This window comes from Peribacillus simplex, assembly GCF_900156045.1.
Taxonomy (GTDB): domain Bacteria; phylum Bacillota; class Bacilli; order Bacillales; family DSM-1321; genus Peribacillus; species Peribacillus simplex_D.
Genome location: NZ_FTMX01000001.1, coordinates 1,171,672 through 1,189,095, shown reverse-complemented (window position 1 = coordinate 1,189,095; position 17,424 = coordinate 1,171,672). Strand labels below are relative to the sequence as shown.

At 39.6% G+C, this 17,424-nt stretch carries 15 protein-coding genes; 3 read left to right on the top strand and 12 right to left on the bottom strand.

All coding sequences use genetic code 11. From position 1 onward, the window contains the following. The first annotated feature begins 53 nt into the window (after positions 1-53). Positions 54-992 (top strand): glycosyltransferase family protein, encoded by a 939-nt coding sequence (locus BW986_RS05710; protein WP_076365876.1) that lies wholly within the window; start codon positions 54-56, stop codon positions 990-992. A gap of 1,422 nt (positions 993-2,414) precedes the next feature. On the opposite strand, the gene BW986_RS05705 is transcribed toward BW986_RS05710, so the two are convergent. The 8 genes from BW986_RS05705 to BW986_RS05670 form a co-directional block, all read right to left on the bottom strand. Further along, positions 2,415-2,555, bottom strand: a complete 141-nt coding sequence (locus BW986_RS05705; RefSeq protein WP_260320739.1) for a zinc ribbon domain-containing protein — start codon at positions 2,553-2,555, stop codon at positions 2,415-2,417. Between the two features lie 317 nt (positions 2,556-2,872). Continuing rightward, positions 2,873-3,211, bottom strand: coding sequence for a VOC family protein (locus BW986_RS05700; protein ID WP_076365874.1), 339 nt, complete (start codon positions 3,209-3,211; stop codon positions 2,873-2,875). A gap of 209 nt (positions 3,212-3,420) precedes the next feature. Then, on the bottom strand, positions 3,421-4,836 hold the full coding sequence (locus BW986_RS05695) for an amino acid permease (protein WP_076365872.1): 1,416 nt from the start codon (positions 4,834-4,836) through the stop codon (positions 3,421-3,423). A 51-nt stretch (positions 4,837-4,887) separates the two neighbouring features. Continuing rightward, positions 4,888-5,649, bottom strand: coding sequence for a dimethylarginine dimethylaminohydrolase family protein (locus BW986_RS05690; protein ID WP_076365870.1), 762 nt, complete (start codon positions 5,647-5,649; stop codon positions 4,888-4,890). A 215-nt stretch (positions 5,650-5,864) separates the two neighbouring features. Next, on the bottom strand, positions 5,865-7,052 hold the full coding sequence (locus BW986_RS05685; RefSeq protein ID WP_076365868.1) for an amidohydrolase: 1,188 nt from the start codon (positions 7,050-7,052) through the stop codon (positions 5,865-5,867). A 50-nt stretch (positions 7,053-7,102) separates the two neighbouring features. Beyond that, a complete protein-coding gene (locus tag BW986_RS05680; protein WP_397221704.1) occupies positions 7,103-8,446 on the bottom strand; it encodes a YfcC family protein in 1,344 nt (447 codons plus the stop codon). Positions 8,447-8,612: 166 nt separating this feature from the next. After that, positions 8,613-10,229: a M20/M25/M40 family metallo-hydrolase gene (locus tag BW986_RS05675; protein ID WP_076365864.1), complete on the bottom strand. Its 1,617-nt coding sequence runs from the start codon at positions 10,227-10,229 to the stop codon at positions 8,613-8,615. Continuing rightward, entirely contained in the window at positions 10,226-11,104 is an 879-nt protein-coding gene (locus tag BW986_RS05670; protein WP_076365862.1) for a dimethylarginine dimethylaminohydrolase family protein, read from the bottom strand. The genes BW986_RS05675 and BW986_RS05670 overlap by 4 nt, the downstream gene beginning before the upstream one ends. Positions 11,105-11,278: 174 nt before the next feature. Between BW986_RS05670 and BW986_RS05665 the strand changes: the two genes are divergently transcribed. Further along, positions 11,279-12,019, top strand: a complete 741-nt coding sequence (locus BW986_RS05665; protein WP_076365860.1) for an IclR family transcriptional regulator — start codon at positions 11,279-11,281, stop codon at positions 12,017-12,019. A 76-nt stretch (positions 12,020-12,095) separates the two neighbouring features. Here BW986_RS05665 and BW986_RS05660 read toward each other — a convergent pair whose 3' ends face one another. From BW986_RS05660 to BW986_RS05645, 4 genes are all read right to left on the bottom strand, one after another. Then, positions 12,096-12,344 carry a biotin/lipoyl attachment domain-containing protein gene (locus BW986_RS05660; protein WP_076365858.1) on the bottom strand — a complete coding sequence of 83 codons (249 nt, stop codon included), beginning with the start codon at positions 12,342-12,344 and terminating at the stop codon, positions 12,096-12,098. Positions 12,345-12,361: 17 nt separating this feature from the next. Beyond that, a complete protein-coding gene (locus BW986_RS05655; protein WP_076365856.1) occupies positions 12,362-12,652 on the bottom strand; it encodes an SAV0927 family protein in 291 nt (96 codons plus the stop codon). A gap of 34 nt (positions 12,653-12,686) precedes the next feature. Continuing rightward, positions 12,687-13,964, bottom strand: coding sequence for a Glu/Leu/Phe/Val family dehydrogenase (locus BW986_RS05650; RefSeq protein ID WP_076365854.1), 1,278 nt, complete (start codon positions 13,962-13,964; stop codon positions 12,687-12,689). A 563-nt stretch (positions 13,965-14,527) separates the two neighbouring features. After that, a complete protein-coding gene (locus BW986_RS05645; protein WP_076365852.1) occupies positions 14,528-15,874 on the bottom strand; it encodes an APC family permease in 1,347 nt (448 codons plus the stop codon). A gap of 421 nt (positions 15,875-16,295) precedes the next feature. On the opposite strand from BW986_RS05645, the gene speB reads away from it, so the two are divergent. After that, complete coding sequence (gene speB, locus BW986_RS05640) at positions 16,296-17,264, top strand: agmatinase (protein WP_076365850.1); 969 nt, start codon at positions 16,296-16,298, stop codon at positions 17,262-17,264. Positions 17,265-17,424: the final 160 nt, after the last annotated feature.

The window sequence follows — 17,424 nt, the reverse complement described above, 5'->3', positions numbered from 1 at the left end:
GATTAAAGCTGTATTAGTTAACTCACCAGTATAGCCTATAAGGAGGCATATTAATGTTAAATATATTAGTTTTAGACTATGATTTCACACACTCCTATTATAAGAATTCGTTTTATCTATGGGATGAATTAAAAAAACTAACCAATTGTGTTCTTTTAACTCCTACACAGTATAATCCGGTCATGAAGTTAGATGAGATAGTAGATATGTGTCCATTCAAGCCAGATTTTATTATAATAAACGAGTTCGTTAATTTTCATCATGACTGGAGCTTGGAAGGTTTGGAAAAAGTAAATATTCCTATTGGTTATATGCCACACGATATAGATGCGTCTGTAGATATTAGGAGGGAATACTTGCATCAAAACAAAATAAGCTTGATATTCCCATTATATAAAAGTAGTTTTCTAAGACTCTATCCTGAATTTGCGGATAAACTACGCTGGCTCCCACACCATGTAAATACAGAAATATTCAAAGATTATAATTTGGTTAAAGATATGGATGCGTTATTAATTGGTCGTGTTAAACAGTCTTATTATTCTTTGCGCAAAAAAATATTAGAAAAAATGAACGGTCATCCTGGCTTCGTCCACTATGTTCATCCATCTGACCAAAATTCCTCTAAAGTTTCATGGGTAGAAGGTGAAGAATACGCCAGATTAATTAATCAATCAAAAATATTTTTTAGTTGTTGCTCCACACTCAAATATCCACTTTTAAAATATTTTGAAACATTAAGTAGTCGAACTTTACTTTTAGCAGACACATGCTCAGATTTAACGGAACTAGGTTTTAATCCCGGTGAGCACTTCGTAGAGATTGACGAACACAATTTTTATGAGAAGTTTATATACTATGTAAACAATGAAACAGAGCGTAATCGAATAGCAACAAATGGTTATCATTTTATAAGAAGCCATCATTCCACTGCGATAAGAGCACAACAACTTGTCTCTTACATTAATGCATTTCTGGGGCGTACTGATTAGATAATGAGTATGAAACTTGGAATCATTGTATCGTCCCCATCAAGCTTACATTAACGAAAGAGTACAATTATAATTTTTTTATATTAACATCTTTCACGAATTCTAGCCGATGTGTGGCGCTCCATGACAGGCGTACTCTTATCTTCTTCAAGATTCCTCTCGATAAATGCCAAATTCACGAAATGGATCTATGACCGAGCAGTCCTGTTCCTGTTGCCTAGTGCAATTGGGGATTTCTGCATCCGCAAGTAGTTTTCTAACCGTCTGTCCTGCTATTTTCAGCTCTATGCTTAGTTTTCATATAGATCACCTGATCATCCCCCTGTCCAGTACTCATTAGAAAAAAAGCTATGCTGTCAGCGCGTGCCATACTCAATCAGTGCACGCTACTTGAGTTTATCCTGAAATCGCTGGTAGTTAAAAAGTAAATGTAATCCTCAATGGCTTGATGTATCTGGATTGTGACTTAATGGTGGAGATACATCTTCCCTGTTTTGAAATGCGAAAAGAAGGATTCGATACATGCGTTAACCAGGCAGGTTGCTTTGCGAGAGTGGCTGCCTTTGACGCTGGATGCTTCTAATCGTTTGTTGAGACGTGTTACTGGAAGCCCTGGTTCGAATGGAGCACGGCCCCACGGACGTCTCTTTTCCTGGTCCACTTAATGATCTTGCATTAGGAAAGTTATTTTTGGGCATACCTCACATCTCATATTTTTTATACTTTCTATTCAGTTTGGCATTTATCCATCAAGAAAAAATGATCACACTCTGGTTACATCGTGTGACACATTACCGAAAACTATCGGAAATTTTATGTCTCCGTAGTTTTAAAGAGTCTACCCACTTTTTTCTTTTTTGGCAGTCTACATATACGGTTCAACTTAAACACCCCTTGTTTTTTTAATAAAACTACCACATCAGCTGCAGTCAAATTTATTGATGGAGGCAGAACACAGCGTACCCAATACAAAAAAATCCTATCATTCACTTATGGTACAGTTCCCCACTATTAATCTTAAACTCATTTATCTTCTAAATATATTGTAAATTGCAACTCTTCCTCAGCAATCTGGCCTTTTAATGGAATATAGAAGGACTATTCGTTCTCTTCTGATCTAACTCTAAGTTGTTTAACAACCAAACATCACCGTAATTCAGAATTGGCTGTATGGATTATCCTCTGGAGACGACCATATGTGAAAAACTAAGGGCAATACTACAATTCGTATGTAGTATTGCCCTTAAATTTGTATAATTAGCGTTTAATAAAATCGTCAATGTTTCAAAAATACAAAGAAGATCTTCTTAAAATCTATTATCTCCTTTTTTCAGGTGGGAGATGCATCTTGGATTTCTAGCAGTTTGACTCCTTCCATCGCTCTAACTTGGAATTCCTCTAGTAAAAAACTTGCCAATAAATTTAGATTTTCATATTTTCCATCGAATGATTTTGAACAAATTCTTTCATTTCTATAGTAGTAATATTTTGAGTGAATTCACCATTTAAATAAAAATGAGTACAATATTTATTACTTTCACTACCGTCTTTTTGTTTCTCCACCTAATTCATCTTTAGAAAGTGGCATTCCACAACTCTGACATGTTTTAAATGAATTCATTATAAATTCTCTTACAAAAGGTATTCTAAAAAGAAATTATCTAACAAAACAAAAATAAGTCAAGATAATTATAATGGCATTTGTATACTATTGAGTAGAGTTGGCTGAAGTTTGGTCAAATTGTACTCTGCAGATTTTACGATCGATGGAACTGCTTACTGGTATGAATCAACTGTAACTGGGCAGCATTCCTCTAATGAATGCTGCACTATTGAAGTAAGTTTTCTTTTAGTTTTACGTTCTTTCTCCAAGAAATTGGTTAACACAGTACTTCAACGTTAAATCCGCCAGGCGCTTCAACGTAGAACGTATATCTGTGTAAGTGTTGTGGAGGTTTCACCATGAATCCATCCTCCTTCAACCGTTGATTGATCCTGTTAACTTGCTCTTCATTCTCTTGTATGAATCCAATATGAAAAGTCTTCGGGTATTGTACATCGCTTCCTTTCATTAGAGTCAATATGGATCCATCATCATCTTTCATTGCAGCGAACCCATCTCCCCGGCTTCCTGCACATGACATTCCAAAGTATCTTTCTAAAAACTCCCTTGATGCTGTAACATCATTAACTGTTAAATTTATATGATTGATCTTCATTACTTCCCCCCATTTTAATATTATTGTTTTCTTTCCGTCTCTCGGTAAAAAAGTTAATTTTCCCTTCCTATTTTGTAAGGTATTCCTTCTTTTTCGTTAAAATGTCAGTATTTTCCTTCCGATTAAGTGAATAATCATCCAAGTGAACGCATTTACAAGATTTAAAAAGGCCAACCAGTAAAAACTGGCTAGCCTTCGGTGCAACTCAATTACAATATTTTTTCATTTTCAAAGTTAGTGTTTGACTCCACTTTCTTAGCCAGTTTAAATTTATAGAATAATATACAAGCTACCAAAAATCCTATTCCATAAAACAGTCCGACTCGTTGAGTAGGATCAAAGGCAAGGAATACTAGAATCAGCAAACAAAAACCTAAACAAAACAACGGGACAAATGGGTAAAAGGGTACTGTGTATTGTAAATCTTCCGTTTTACCACCCGCTTTTATAAATTTCCTTCTAAACATATATTGCGATAAAGCAATTCCCATCCATGAGATCGTGACGGAAATACCCGCTATGGACATAAGAATCACGAACACAGTATCAGCCGCAATGAAGCTAGTCAATAACGATAGAAGCGAAAAACAGATTGTAAAAAGAAGGGCATTCAATGGCACTTTCCTCTTGGATAATAGACCAAACACCTTGGGTGCCATTCCGTCATGGGCCATCGACCAAAGCAGCCTTGTAGATGCATAAAGACATGAATTTCCCACAGAGAGAATGGCTGTCAAAATAATAAAATTCATGATACCTGCTGCATAAGGAATCCCGGCTATCTTCATCAAAGTGACAAAAGGACTTTCCAATAAGCCTAATTCCGAAGAAGGGAATATGGCGGAAAGGATGATAATGGACGAAATGTAGAAAACAATGATCCTAAATAGTACGTTTCGAATGGCTTTAGGGATATTCTCTTCAGGTTTTTCACTTTCCCCTGCCGCTATTCCTATTAGTTCTGAGCCTTGATAAGAAAATATTACATTCATCATTGTCACAAAGATAATTGTAATCCCCCCTGCTGGAAATAGACCAGAAGGAGCCAAATTCTCAAAGAATGGGGTTGGACGATCAGATAAAGAGACAAAACCAAAGATGCCAGCGATTCCAATCAAGATAAACAAAATCACTGCAACGATTTTTATTCCAGCGAACCAATATTCCGCTTCTGCAAAACCTCTTGTCGTTAATGCATTCAAAGTAAATAAAAGCACTATGAACACAGCACACCAAATCCAGGTAGGACTATGGGGGAACCATTGTTTCATCAATATTCCTGCAGCCGTGAACTCCACTCCTGCAGTTGCGGCTGAACCTACAAAATACATCCATCCTAGAGAGAAACCAGCGGATGGCCCTATATATTCTGATGCATATTTCTGGAATGAACCTGTAACCGGCATATGAACGGCTAGCTCGCCAAGGCAGACCATTACCATATACAAAATAAGACCGCCGGCTAGATAACCGACCAGGGCCCCTCCTGCCCCCGCTTGGTTAATTGTATAGCCTGCATTTAAAAAAAGTCCTGTACCGATTACTCCGCCAAGTGAAAGCATAAATAAATGGCGTCTTTTCATCGAGCGTTGCAGCTGATCATTATTCTCCAGTCCATACCCCATATAATCACTTCCTTATCTTATCTATTAACCTATGCCTTCTCCTAAACTATCTTAGAACCTCAATGAGAGACAACTAAGTCCGCCATCTTGTTTTTGAAATTCAGTCATCTCCACTTCAATCACTGTGTATCCCAAATCTTCTATTTTTTTCTTAGTGCCCTCAAACCCTTTAGGGACAATAACACAGTCGTTCATTCTGACGCAGTTACCCGAATATTCTTCTTCCTGTTTTACGATTATCTGATTGAAGCCAGAAAAAGCCTCGTGATTAATGAATTCCCCCGCCACTAATAAATTATTGTCTCCCAGGTAATTGACACCCGTTTTTAAATGAAAGAACTTCTTAAGGGGAATGATGGTCGTATCAAAACCATACTTAGCCATAATATCTTTGAACTGAAGAGCACCTGCTTCATTTGTTCTAGTTGAAAGTCCAACATAGAAATGATCTTCAACTTGCATTACATCTCCGCCATCTAACATACCTGGAGATTGAATATATTCGATTGTGTCATAAAAGTCCTTTAAAACTTCTTTCATTTCATTAATCTCACCATTCCTGCTTTCTGCACCAGGATTGGTTACAAGGGCACATTTTGACGTCAACACGGCTGTATCTTCCACAAACGTAGAATCAGGGTATTTCTCATCCGATTCGAGAACGGTCACTTTCACACCGCTGCGTTTTAATGCCTCTACATAAGCATCGTGTTGTACAAGTGCTTTTTCATAATCCGGGTTTCCTAAATCCGATGTTGTTAAGCCATTTACAAAACTTTTCCCAATCTTTCTTACAATCGCGTTTTTAAACATTTATATTCCTCCTATATAGGTAGCTTATTTTTTAAAATTGTAGGATATTAACCTTGTTGAACCAGCCGTTCTTTAAATGAAATTTCTTTTGATCACTTTGCTGCGCTTGACCATTCCAGAAGTATAATCCATGGAAAAACAGTCATGATAGGGAAAAGAGACAACCGAAGGTTTCTCTTAATCTATAACGTTGCCTCTTCGAGCCTAATGCTTTCTCAATTATTTTGATATATGCATAATTTATCCGCTATTCCTACAAAATATCTTACTCCATACCCTAAAGCCTTCTCATCGATTTTAAATTTAGGATGGTGCAAAGGGTAAGCTTTTCCAAATTCATCATTATGAACGCCTAGAAATTGCATGGAAGAGGGTACGATTTCGGAAAAAGCCGAAAAATCTTCTGTCCCGAACATAGGATCATCAACCTGGATGATATTATTTTCTTCAAAAATCCCTTCCATGACCATTTTTGAAATATCGACAGCTGCTTTATCATTTACCACGGCTGGATACCCTAAATACCAAGTAATTTCACATTTTGCCCCATGCGTTTCTGAAATCCCCTTAACGATTTGCTCTAGATACTCCCTTGCTTTCACTCGGCTATCGGAATCTAAAGAACGAATGGTTCCACCGATTTCCGCATATTCAGGTATGACATTGAGCGCACTTCCGGAATGGAACTGAGTGACTGAAATGACGGGTGTCCTAAGAGCTGAAATTTTTCTGGAAACGATATGTTGAAGATTCGTCGTAATTTCTGCACCAATGAGCAGCGGATCTACCGTTAATTCCGGAGTCGACGCATGACCGCCCTGACCAATGATTTTAATTTCAAAATCATCGGCTGCTGCACAGAATACCCCTTCCCTTAAACATATCGTTCCTGTTCGTTCATAAGGAGTAACATGCAGTGCAAATGCATAATCCACTCCTTCCATGACCCCTTTTTTCACCAATTCCTGAGCTCCCCCTGGCAGTACCTCTTCGGCGTGTTGGAAAATAAACCTGATTTCTCCATCAATCGCATCTTTTTTCCCAGATAGGACTTTAGCAGCACCTAATAACATCGCAGCATGTGCATCATGTCCACATGCATGCATAACTCCAGGATTTCTAGATTGATAATCAATTTCTGCTTCTTCTTGAATCGGTAGTGCATCGATATCGGCACGAAATGTGATGGTATTCGATTTTCGGGCCGATTTTTTAGATCCTTTGAGAACCGCTAAAACGCTCGTTTCGGTAGGTCTCGTCACTTCTAATCCTGTAAAGGTTTTTAATTTCCTGTAGATGAATTCAGAAGTCTGGTATTCCTGATAAGAGAGCTCCGGATTTTCGTGAAAATGACGTCGCCATGAAATCACTTCATCGACAACTGTCTCCTGTATTGTTTTCATCATAAAGCCTCCTCAATCACTTAGTGCCAACATTCAGAATTTTCAATTCTTTAAAAAGGTCCATACTGTATGCTTTGGGCAATGATCAAAAAGATAATCGCTACCGCAACCTGAATCAAAAGATACGGAAACACCCATTTTACCCATTTCGTAAATGATATGCCTGCCACTGCCAGTCCAGCCAATAGCACTCCAGAAGTCGGAAATATCATATTCGAGATCCCATCCCCTAATTGGAAAGCTAACACCGCAGTTTGTCTTGTCACACCCATTAAATCAGCCAATGGAGCCATAATCGGCATCGTCAATGCTGCTTGTCCGCTTCCGGATGGAACAATGAAGTTAAGAAATAATTGGACAATGAACATTCCGATTGCATTTATGGCGGGAGGAAGCTGCTCAACCAATCCTGCAGCATAATATAAAATGGTATCCAGCAATCCGCCACTTGTAATGATGACCAAAATTGTCTGCGCAACGCCTATTATCAATGCCCCGGAAACCATATCGCCCGCTCCTGAAATGAAACCATTGGCCATCTTGGATGGTGTCAAGCCACCAATCAGGCCCATTATGATCCCGCTTAATAAAAACAAGCCGCCAATTTCACTAATATACCATCCTAATTTAATAACTCCATATACTAATAGGATGAAATTCACCAATAAAATAATTAAAGCAGCGCTATGTCTTTTACTCATCTTAAAGTTTTTATCAAGATGTGCATGTTCTTCACGCCTGAATTTCCCATACTCCCCCTGTTCAGGGTCTCTTTTAACCTTCATTGCATGAAAATAGATGTACAATACTGTAACGACATAAAACACTGCAAGAAGAGCGATCCGCAATCCCATTCCCGAATACATGGGCAGTTCTGCAATGCTTTGGGCAACCCCTACATTAAAAGGGTTGGTAATGCCCGAAATGAATCCAGTCGCCAATGTTCCAAGGATGACGATCGCAAAACCTGTAAGTGCATCAAAGCCCAATGCAATCGTCATCGGAACAATGATTGCGATATAAACTAATGCATCTTCAGCAGAGCCGATCAGGGTCCCTAATGATGCGAAGATTAATACCATCAACGGAATAAGCAATTTCTCTTTTGTTCCGAATCGGACAGCCACAAACTTAATGAAAGAATCCAGTGCTCCCGTTGCCTGCATGATCCCCAGTGCTCCGCCAAACAAAAAGACGAACAAGATAATGGACGCTCCTTCAATCATCCCTGCGTGAATACTGCTGAACATTTCCAATAATCCCACTGGTGTTGATTCAACGAATTCAAAAGAAGTGGGATCGACTACACTTCGGCCATCCTTTTCAATTTTTTCATATTGGCCCGCGGGTAAGATATGGGTTAAAACCGTCACTATTACAATCACGATAAACATTAATACAAAAGGATTAATCCCTTTTTCCGGTAGCTCCGTTAGTTGGTTAAGTGGTTTAATATTCTGATTAAGCGGCTCGGAAGTGATTTGACCATTAGGCAGGTCATTCATAAAAATACCCCCAGTTAAAGTTTTATGCTTTTAATCCAGTTCTCCTGTCGGACCATCACTTCTCAACCAAACACTTAAACATATTCTTAATTAACTTCTCCAACATGACGGGCGTATGGACGAAGGCGCTATCGATGTGAAGGCGCTCTGTACGCTGGTGTGCATCCTTGCCGAAAGGACCCACATTAAGTACGGGTGCCTGAAGTTTTTGCATATCCGCGAAAGGAATGCTGTAAGTATCGCCCCAGACTGGTGTATTTTTTTCAAAAGCTGTCCAGCCATCAGACTCATCATTATATTGAACATAGCTTAAATCGCAAAGGCCATTAAAATAATGAATTTGGCTGACTTCTTCACCAAGCATGCTGGCAGTTTCCTTCATTAATTTCACAGATTCCATGATAAGCGGATCATCGGACGTATTGACGGCTGGATAATATGGCGGTGCGAACAGCAATACAATGGCGGGTGAAAGCTCCTGACATTGTATCATCAATTTTTCAGCTATCCGCACTGATTTTTCCCGCTCATCCAAATCCAAATCCGCATTTACTTCACTCTTTATTTGCTCAACAAAACTCCCGCCAAATTTGCCCTCGGCATATGAAAGTAACTTTTCGTAGCGCAATACTTGTACTTTACCTACACCTTCAATTTGTTCACGCAGACAAAGCTCTTTATAAGATTCATTGCATTTCATCGCTGCTTCGTTTGCAACCTGTTCGAATAGGTCCATTATTTCTGCAGCTGACCTTTTCATAATGAACACATTATAAAGCGCGGCTGCCCGATAAGGTGTCTGAGTTGAATATTGTAGTTTTAAATCTTTTTGCTGAAGCGATACCGGTAAAGGTGTCTCCTCACCAAGATCACTTTCCAGAAAAAGAGTGTTCCACTCCATGAGCTGCGTGAGGAACGAGGCTATATAGTTAGCCGTCATGCCCTTTAATGGCTCACCTACATGAGTTTCTTTCCCATAAAAAAGGGCAGCGGGCATGATTTTCCCCAAAGTTCCGGAATAAATATAATGTCTATTATCGCCCGGTTTCTGTGAAAAGGACGGTTCACTATTAAAAAACATTTTATAGGAAAGGCCATATTTATCACGTAAAGTCACAAGTTCTTTAACTGCAGCCCTCATTCCCGCAGAATTCACTTCTTCATCAGGAACCGTTAACAGCAGGAGATTGATCGGCCATTGTTCGATGCTTGCCTTTTCGATGATAGCCATATGAAGGGCAAGACCCATTTTCATATCCATCGTTCCTCTGCCAAACAAGTACTTTCCAGATTCAAGATCAATGCGCGCTTCTTCCGGTAGTTCATCTTTCCTGTCATGAAGTTTTTTCGTGAGCTCCTCTGGTTGAAATGCAAGTGTCTCAAGATCACCGTATTCTTCAGTATGAACCGTATCAAAATGGCTAATTAATACAACGGTCTCCTTGCTATCGGGATGTTTATAAAAGGCATTGACAAAGTTCCTCCCTAAATCCGCCTCGTGAAGCGATAAGTGCGCCGGATTCCTTTTAAAATAATCAAGCTCCCTCAATTTCTCTTGCACTTTATACGGAAACAATTGTTCTCCTTGTGTAAGAGTACGGCTATCCCAGCTAACAAGTTCACATAACAAAGCACGGAGCTTTTCTGGAGTACCCCATAGTAATTGACTCATTCCAATCCCCCTTCATTAATATTAGTCCGCACCACCGGGCAGGTTAAACAAGTTGGACCGCCAGTGCCTTTGAAACTGATCTCAGTTCCTTTGTATTCATAAACAGTTGCTCCCGCATCAACAAGCTTTTGCCTTGTGTAAGCGTTCCCAGAAGATATCACGCAAACCCGAGGAGCAATGGCAAGAACATTACAGCCCAAGGTTAAGTACTCATCAACTGGCACTTCGATAAGCTGTATGCCTCGTTCAATCAGCAGTTTTCTGAAAAAGACAGGCATAAGTCGGGAGTGAACAACTGCTAAATCCCGGTCAACCATGCTGATGAATGACATAAGATGGAGACACTCTCCCTCTCCTTGATCATGCGGAAGCTGAACAACGATGAATTCATCCACAAGATGAGCGGTCATTTCTTTTAATTGCCGAATGGCTTCAGCGTTTGTACGATAACCATGTCCGACAACCAGTGTCTTATCATCAAGCCAAACGATATCACCGCCATCCGCGACCGCATCACCCGTTAAATACCCAATAATCGGGATGTTCTTTTCCTTACAAAATTCTTTGTATACATTAGCTTCAGGCTGTCTCAATTCTTTCCCGGACTTTAAAATAATGGCTCCTTGGCTAGTGAATTTGACCGGGTCATGAGCATATAAGGAGTCAATGCCGACTACCGAAGATGCTGGCAAATAATCGATGTTTGGAACATATTTCTCCAAAATGGAAATAAAGTCACCATACTCTTTTAGTGCTTCATTGAAATCAGGCTCTTCCGCAAAGTTGAAGTTCCGCCATGCTTGACTTAAATGCTCTTGACTAATAAAAGCTTCTTTCGGATGTTTTACAATGACACGTTCCAATGGTTTGTACATGGACGAACAATATGTCACTGCCTCCCCCTCCTTTTCCGCATAACGGAAAACGTTTCCGCTAATAGGAATTTTTCTTTTATTATAAAATTAACTTTGGTATAATGTCAATATGTTTTAAATATTCAAATAAATCGAAGTTTAATCAACTTGTAATGAAAGATAGGTGGTTTGTTTATGCAATCGATCGACCGTGCCATGAACGTTATAAAGGTGCTGGTTTCCAATTCATCGGAAAACTGGCTGTCAATTACGGAACTTTCCCAAGAATGTGATCTTCCTGTCAGCTCCATGCATCGTTTGTTAAAAGCGATGTCCTTGCATGGACTAATCCAACAGGACGGGCAATCCAAACAATATGGTTTGGGGAATATTTGGCTCGAATATGGATTACGTATGTATGACAAAATGGATTACATCAGCCAAATAAGGCCTGAACTGGAAAGGCTGATGAACAATGTGGAGGAAAGCGTATACCTTAGCCAGCCAATAGGAATGGAATCACTCGTTATCGAACGAATCGACAGTGAAAAAAGCCAAATCCGGGTTTATGACCAGCTTGGCTCACGAGTTCCAATGCATATTGGAGCTGCCAATAAAGCGATGCTCGCCTATATGCCATATAATCAATCGAAAAAAATCGTTGATGCTCTTGTGCCAATTCAAGAAAGAGCAGCATTTTGGGATATATTGCAGGAGACTAAATCGAAGGGACATGGAATCAGCCACAGTGAAAGAACAGAGGGAACATGTTCTGTTGCCGCACCGATACTGAACCATTTTGGGGAAGTTCACGGTGCGGTGAGCATAGGTTTTGTCAGCTTTAACCTGACAGATGAAAGACTTGATTTCCTCATTAAGAATGTTATGGAATCAGGCAATCGGGTTTCTGCAAAATTGGGGTATAGGGGAACATGAATAAGAGAGCAGTGGAGGATTATCGGACAAGCCGAAAAAGAAGATGAATCATTTCATCTTCTTTTTCGTTTTTATATTAATCGCTGCCGGTCACAAATAAATCTTCTTTAAAATAGGCGAGTACCTCGCCGGCCACCACTGGTTCACCCTCCAATACCTCCAATGATTCTATTTTCCCGCTGACACCAATATCAATGATTTCCACACGTCCATCTGCCTTCCTAATCTGAAATAATTGTTCCCATTCGTAAAATCGCGAATTTTTGGTTATTGTAATTTTTTCAATCCTGCCTTCACATGGGCTAAGAATCACATCAACGTACATTTACATCATTCCTTCCTTCAGTATTCTTCTAAATGAAATGGGGTTTGTAAGACCAACTTGAGAAAGTTTTGAAACTCATGTATATCTTCTTGTTCAATCCCAAGTGTCGGAGCCCAGTACTGATCTAAATTAATATCATTTGCACAAAGCAGGATCATTCTTCCACTTTGCATGGAAGTCACCATTGCTTTACCGAAAAACTGGGCCGAATATACAATGGTCACATCATATCTATAATCTTGGGACAATAAGCAATAATGATGAATAGCCTGGTTTTCTTTATTTTCGGAAAGAATATCAAAATTCAATGGATTGCCTCCTTTCTTGTAAGCCCTAATTCGCTCAGAACCTGACCCAACCTCGAAGCTGGGATGCTTCTGCTATTTTGCGAATCCCTTCAATATAAGCCGCCACTTTCATGTTCACGGAATATTTTTGTGAAGTATGGTAGACATTCAAAAAACTGGCCGTTATCTTTTCCTTCAATCGTTCATCCACAAGCTCTTCCGTCCAGTAATAACCTTGGTTGTTCTGACACCATTCAAAATACGAAACTATCACCCCTCCTGAATTCGCCAAAATATCCGGGACCAGCACTATACCTTTATCATCGAGAATCTTGATCGCTTCCTTTGTTGTCGGCCCATTTGCTGCTTCGATCAGGATTTCACATTTTAATCGTTTTGCATTATCTTTATTCACCACTCCGCTAATAGCTGCGGGAATCAGCACATCACACTCTTTTTCCAACAATTCTTGATTGGATAATGAATCTTTGTATAAGTTCGAAACGACCCCAAAAGAGTCCCTGTTCTCCAAAAGGTAAGGAATATCCAAGCCATCCGGATCATATAAGCCTCCAAGCTCATCCGCAATTCCGACAACCTTAGCCCCCATTTCATGTAAATACAACGCTAAATGACTGCCAACATTCCCGAATCCCTGAATGATTACCCGCATGCCTTCAATAGGAATCCCCTTTAAATCACATATCATTTGAAGTGTATATAATACTCCCTTGGAAGTGGCCTTTTCCCTGCCCTTCGATCCTCCTAATCTCAAAGGTTTTCCTGTAATGAATCCGGGTGAATCGAATTCCCTGATGTGATCGTATTCATCCAGCATCCAGGCCATGATTTGTGAATTCGTATACATATCAGGTGCCGGAATATCTTTTGTAGGGCCCACTATTTGACTTACTGCCCTGACATACCCTCTGCTTAATCGTTCTAGCTCAGATGAACTCATCTGTCTGGGATCACACACAATGCCACCTTTTGCCCCTCCATATGGAAGATCGGTTATTCCGCATTTTAAGCTCATCCATCCGGCCAATGCCTTAACTTCTTCAGGAGTGACATCCGGGTGAAACCGAATCCCTCCTTTCGTTGGACCGGCTGCATCATTATGTTGAGCCCGATACCCTTGAAACATCCTTGTCTCCCCATTATCCATTTGAATAGGAATACTGACTTCCAGAAAACGCATGGGCGCTTTCAAAAAATCAAAAACCTGATCTGGATAGCCCAAAACATCAATCGCTTCTTTTAAGATATCCTGGAATTCTTGCAGTGGATTATCCAACTGACGTTTTTCAATTACTTTAATTTCCCCTGTCATTTGAGCACCTCACTTTTATTCTTATAACTTACTTAAGCAACTTTCATGCCAGATTTGAAGATATCGTGTTGATAGCCATATACCGCCATTTGTAATCATCACTATCACATATACCATCATCAGGACATATGTATTAATTCATAAGCAATTCAGGTTTGCATATGTAAACAATGAGAATACAATAAATAAAAAAACACATCCTTATAAGGATGTGTCAGTTGTCTACAGTCGTTTTAAGGGGCTGTGTACAATTTGAACGATTTCCAGGCACGCGCTTTTCTATGCAGGAGTCTCGTACACTCGCTCCGATCAACTTTGCTTTAAAATTTAGATAGAACTCCTTTTGTTTACACACTAGATAGCGAGGGGACTTATTGTAAATTGCTGCGATGAATGTAAAGAAGAAGGCCAACTGGACTTGGCAAGGGGGCCGTGGTCAACTATTCTCTATACATGCTTCATTCAAATAAAAAACCAAAAAGGTTTTGGAATGAAACCATTCCAAAACCTTTTTGGCTACAAACTGACTCATCCTTTTCGGATCAGTTTTCACTTTCAAAGTCTCATAGCTGAATTTCTTCAACTTGGTATTGGGGCGGAGCTTTCCGGAATGCCTTTGTGATATATAATAGATAACAAAAACCAATAATGAACCAACTTGTTCCCATTATTAGGGAACTTGTCTCAAGGTTGATCCAAAGAATGCCAATTGCTATAGCTCCAATTAAAGGCATTATTAAGTATTGAATACACCCCTTTATCGTTCGGTGTTTCTTTTCCCGAATGATAAAATGGCTGATCACTGACAGATTTACAAAGGTAAATGCCATTAATGCACCAAAGTTGATCAGTGACGTTGCTGTCACTAAATCAAAGAATAAAGCCGACAATGAAATGACTCCAACTATGAGTACATTAATGGCTGGTGTCTTCCACTTAGGGTGAATAAACCCAATCCATTTTTCCGGAAACACTTTATCACGTCCCATAACATACAGAAGCCGGGAAACGCTGGCATGCGATGCTAGTCCCGAGGCTAGCGTATTGACGAAAGTCGTACAAAGAAAAATGGATTGAAACAGCTTCCCACCTACATAAAGGGCGATTTCCGGTAATGCAGCATCCGGTTCCTTAAAACGGGATATATCCGGGAAAAAGAGCTGAATAAAGAAAGATGCGGTAATGAAGATGATTCCACCCCAAAGTGCAGTTAAAAATATCGCTTTTGGAATCGTTTTTTTCGGATCCGGCGTTTCCTCAGATAGTGTCGTTACCGCATCGAATCCCAAAAAGGAAAAACAAAGGATCGTGGCCCCGGTTATTATTCCCGAAAAGTCCATTCCTTCATTAACGAAAGGCTTTATCGTAAACACTTCTCCTGTACCTTCTCCATCATTTAAACCTTTGACGACAAGAATGATGAACACTGCCATGATGGCAATCTGAATTAAAACAAAAAGCGCATTAAAGTTTGCAAGTAAATTGACACTCCGGAGATTGAGAATGGTGACAATTGCTACGAACAATACTACCCAAATCCATGTAGGAACCCCTGGAAATAATGCTGTGAGATAAATTTTGGTCAACAATGCATTGACCATAGGTAAAAACAAATAGTCTAACAACGAAGACCATCCCACCAGGAATCCTAAATGCGGGTTTATGGCCTTTTGCGTATAAGTGTAGGCAGAACCTGCAGCAGGAAAAACCTTTACAAGTTTTCCATAGCTTGCAGCTGTAAAAAGCATCCCCACCAATGCAACGATATAGGCAGTCGGCACATGGCCGCCCGTAATTCCAGATACAATTCCAAATGTATCAAATACGACCATGGGGGTCATATATGCTAACCCCATCATAACGATTTGCCATAATTTCAGTGATCTTTTCAATGTAACCTCATTTTCCATCTATCATTCCTCCTTGAAACCGCTTTCAAACCAGTGGGTTCATTTTCTTATCTAGATAAATCCCCATGCCTCCCTCTTTTTTTTTAATAGTTTTACCTGTATACCTTATTGCAATTTCTGTGCCACATGATTTTGGTTTACTTCGATAAACGAAAACGCCAAAAACGCTACTTAATTCCTGTATTCTTAACGGCCCATGATTGATTCATAGAAATGAAGTCTTGCAGCATCTTTTCATTGGCGATTCAATTTCCCATAAATTATTCGCCTTTGCATACCCAAAGCAAATGATATCGGGTAAAACCCTCATTAAATCACTTCTGTGACCTGGCATGATAATTGCATGATTAATCATCCATAGGAATTCATTAATATGAGTTTCAAAAATATTATCGTTATAAGAAAATGGAGGAATAGAAAAATGAAATATCCTTTATCCCCTGATGTTAAACCAGAGTTTTGTACCACCGGATCATTTATGCGCTTACCTTCTTCAAGGGAAAATGCCAAATTGGCAGTGGTAGGTATGCCTTTTGATACAGCCGCTTCATTCAGGGTAGGAGCCCGGTTTGCTCCACAGGCTGTCCGCCAAGCATCCATGACGTTGTTTCCTTACCATCCCATTCACAAGGTATTTCCGTTTGACGAATGTAATGCAATTGATATTGGGGACGTTTCGGTGATTCCCCATAATATACATCGAAGCTATGAGTTAATTGAAAAGGCTATGGCAGACTTGATGAAAAACGGTATCATTCCAATAGGCATCGGAGGAGATCATTCAGTAACATTGGCTAATCTAAGAGCTGCCGCAAAAATACACGGTCCTGTTGCACTTCTTCATTTTGATTCACATACAGATACCTGGGATACTTATTATGATGAAAAATACTGGCATGGTTCTCCGTTTATCCGTGCATATGAGGAAGGTTTGCTCCAAACGGATAAAGTTTTCCAGATTGGCATCAGAGGTACGCTCAATCATCCAGGAGATATAGATTCAAGTACAGAGCTAGGATACAATGTGATAACTACGCCTGAGCTGAAGAAAAGAGGAATCGAAGATGTCGTGAAGGAAGTCAAGAAAACCATTGGGGATACACCATGTTTCTTGACCTTTGATATTGATTTTGTAGATCCATCATGTGCTCCTGGAACTGGCACCTTGGAGGTCGGCGGTCTAAATAGCTTTGAAACCCTAGAGATGATACGCTCTCTCAAAGGATTCAACTTTATTGGGTTTGACCTGGTGGAAGTCCTCCCGCCGTATGATCCAACACAAATTACATCACTATTGGCGGCCACCATCATTCATGACTTTGCCAGTTTAGTAGCCTTACAGCTAAAAGAAGAACAAAAAAAGGAGAATTCAGCCGAAAAAAGTTTATAGAAGCAAGCGGTAATTATTAAAGAAGGATATTACAGATCGATACGTTATCGTTCAAAAGGCATCTGCTTTTAATGAAAGCAGATGCCTTTTTTCTATATCATGTTTATTCTTGTCCCGCATTTCCTCTATAAGTATTTCAAATAACCGATGAAAAAGTTCG

What these genes read in the sequence shown, in the direction of transcription:
- BW986_RS05710 (WP_076365876.1), top strand. Translation starts at nt 54, where the DNA reads ATGTTAAATATATTAGTTTTAGACTATGATTTCACACACTCCTATTAT.
- BW986_RS05700 (WP_076365874.1), bottom strand. Translation starts at nt 3,211, where the DNA reads ATGAAGATCAATCATATAAATTTAACAGTTAATGATGTTACAGCATCA.
- BW986_RS05695 (WP_076365872.1), bottom strand. Translation starts at nt 4,836, where the DNA reads ATGGGGTATGGACTGGAGAATAATGATCAGCTGCAACGCTCGATGAAA.
- BW986_RS05690 (WP_076365870.1), bottom strand. Translation starts at nt 5,649, where the DNA reads ATGTTTAAAAACGCGATTGTAAGAAAGATTGGGAAAAGTTTTGTAAAT.
- BW986_RS05685 (WP_076365868.1), bottom strand. Translation starts at nt 7,052, where the DNA reads ATGAAAACAATACAGGAGACAGTTGTCGATGAAGTGATTTCATGGCGA.
- BW986_RS05680 (WP_397221704.1), bottom strand. Translation starts at nt 8,446, where the DNA reads ATGTTTATCGTGATTGTAATAGTGACGGTTTTAACCCATATCTTACCC.
- BW986_RS05675 (WP_076365864.1), bottom strand. Translation starts at nt 10,229, where the DNA reads ATGAGTCAATTACTATGGGGTACTCCAGAAAAGCTCCGTGCTTTGTTA.
- BW986_RS05670 (WP_076365862.1), bottom strand. Translation starts at nt 11,104, where the DNA reads ATGTACAAACCATTGGAACGTGTCATTGTAAAACATCCGAAAGAAGCT.
- BW986_RS05665 (WP_076365860.1), top strand. Translation starts at nt 11,279, where the DNA reads ATGCAATCGATCGACCGTGCCATGAACGTTATAAAGGTGCTGGTTTCC.
- BW986_RS05660 (WP_076365858.1), bottom strand. Translation starts at nt 12,344, where the DNA reads ATGTACGTTGATGTGATTCTTAGCCCATGTGAAGGCAGGATTGAAAAA.
- BW986_RS05650 (WP_076365854.1), bottom strand. Translation starts at nt 13,964, where the DNA reads ATGACAGGGGAAATTAAAGTAATTGAAAAACGTCAGTTGGATAATCCA.
- BW986_RS05645 (WP_076365852.1), bottom strand. Translation starts at nt 15,874, where the DNA reads ATGGAAAATGAGGTTACATTGAAAAGATCACTGAAATTATGGCAAATC.
- speB (WP_076365850.1), top strand. Translation starts at nt 16,296, where the DNA reads ATGAAATATCCTTTATCCCCTGATGTTAAACCAGAGTTTTGTACCACC.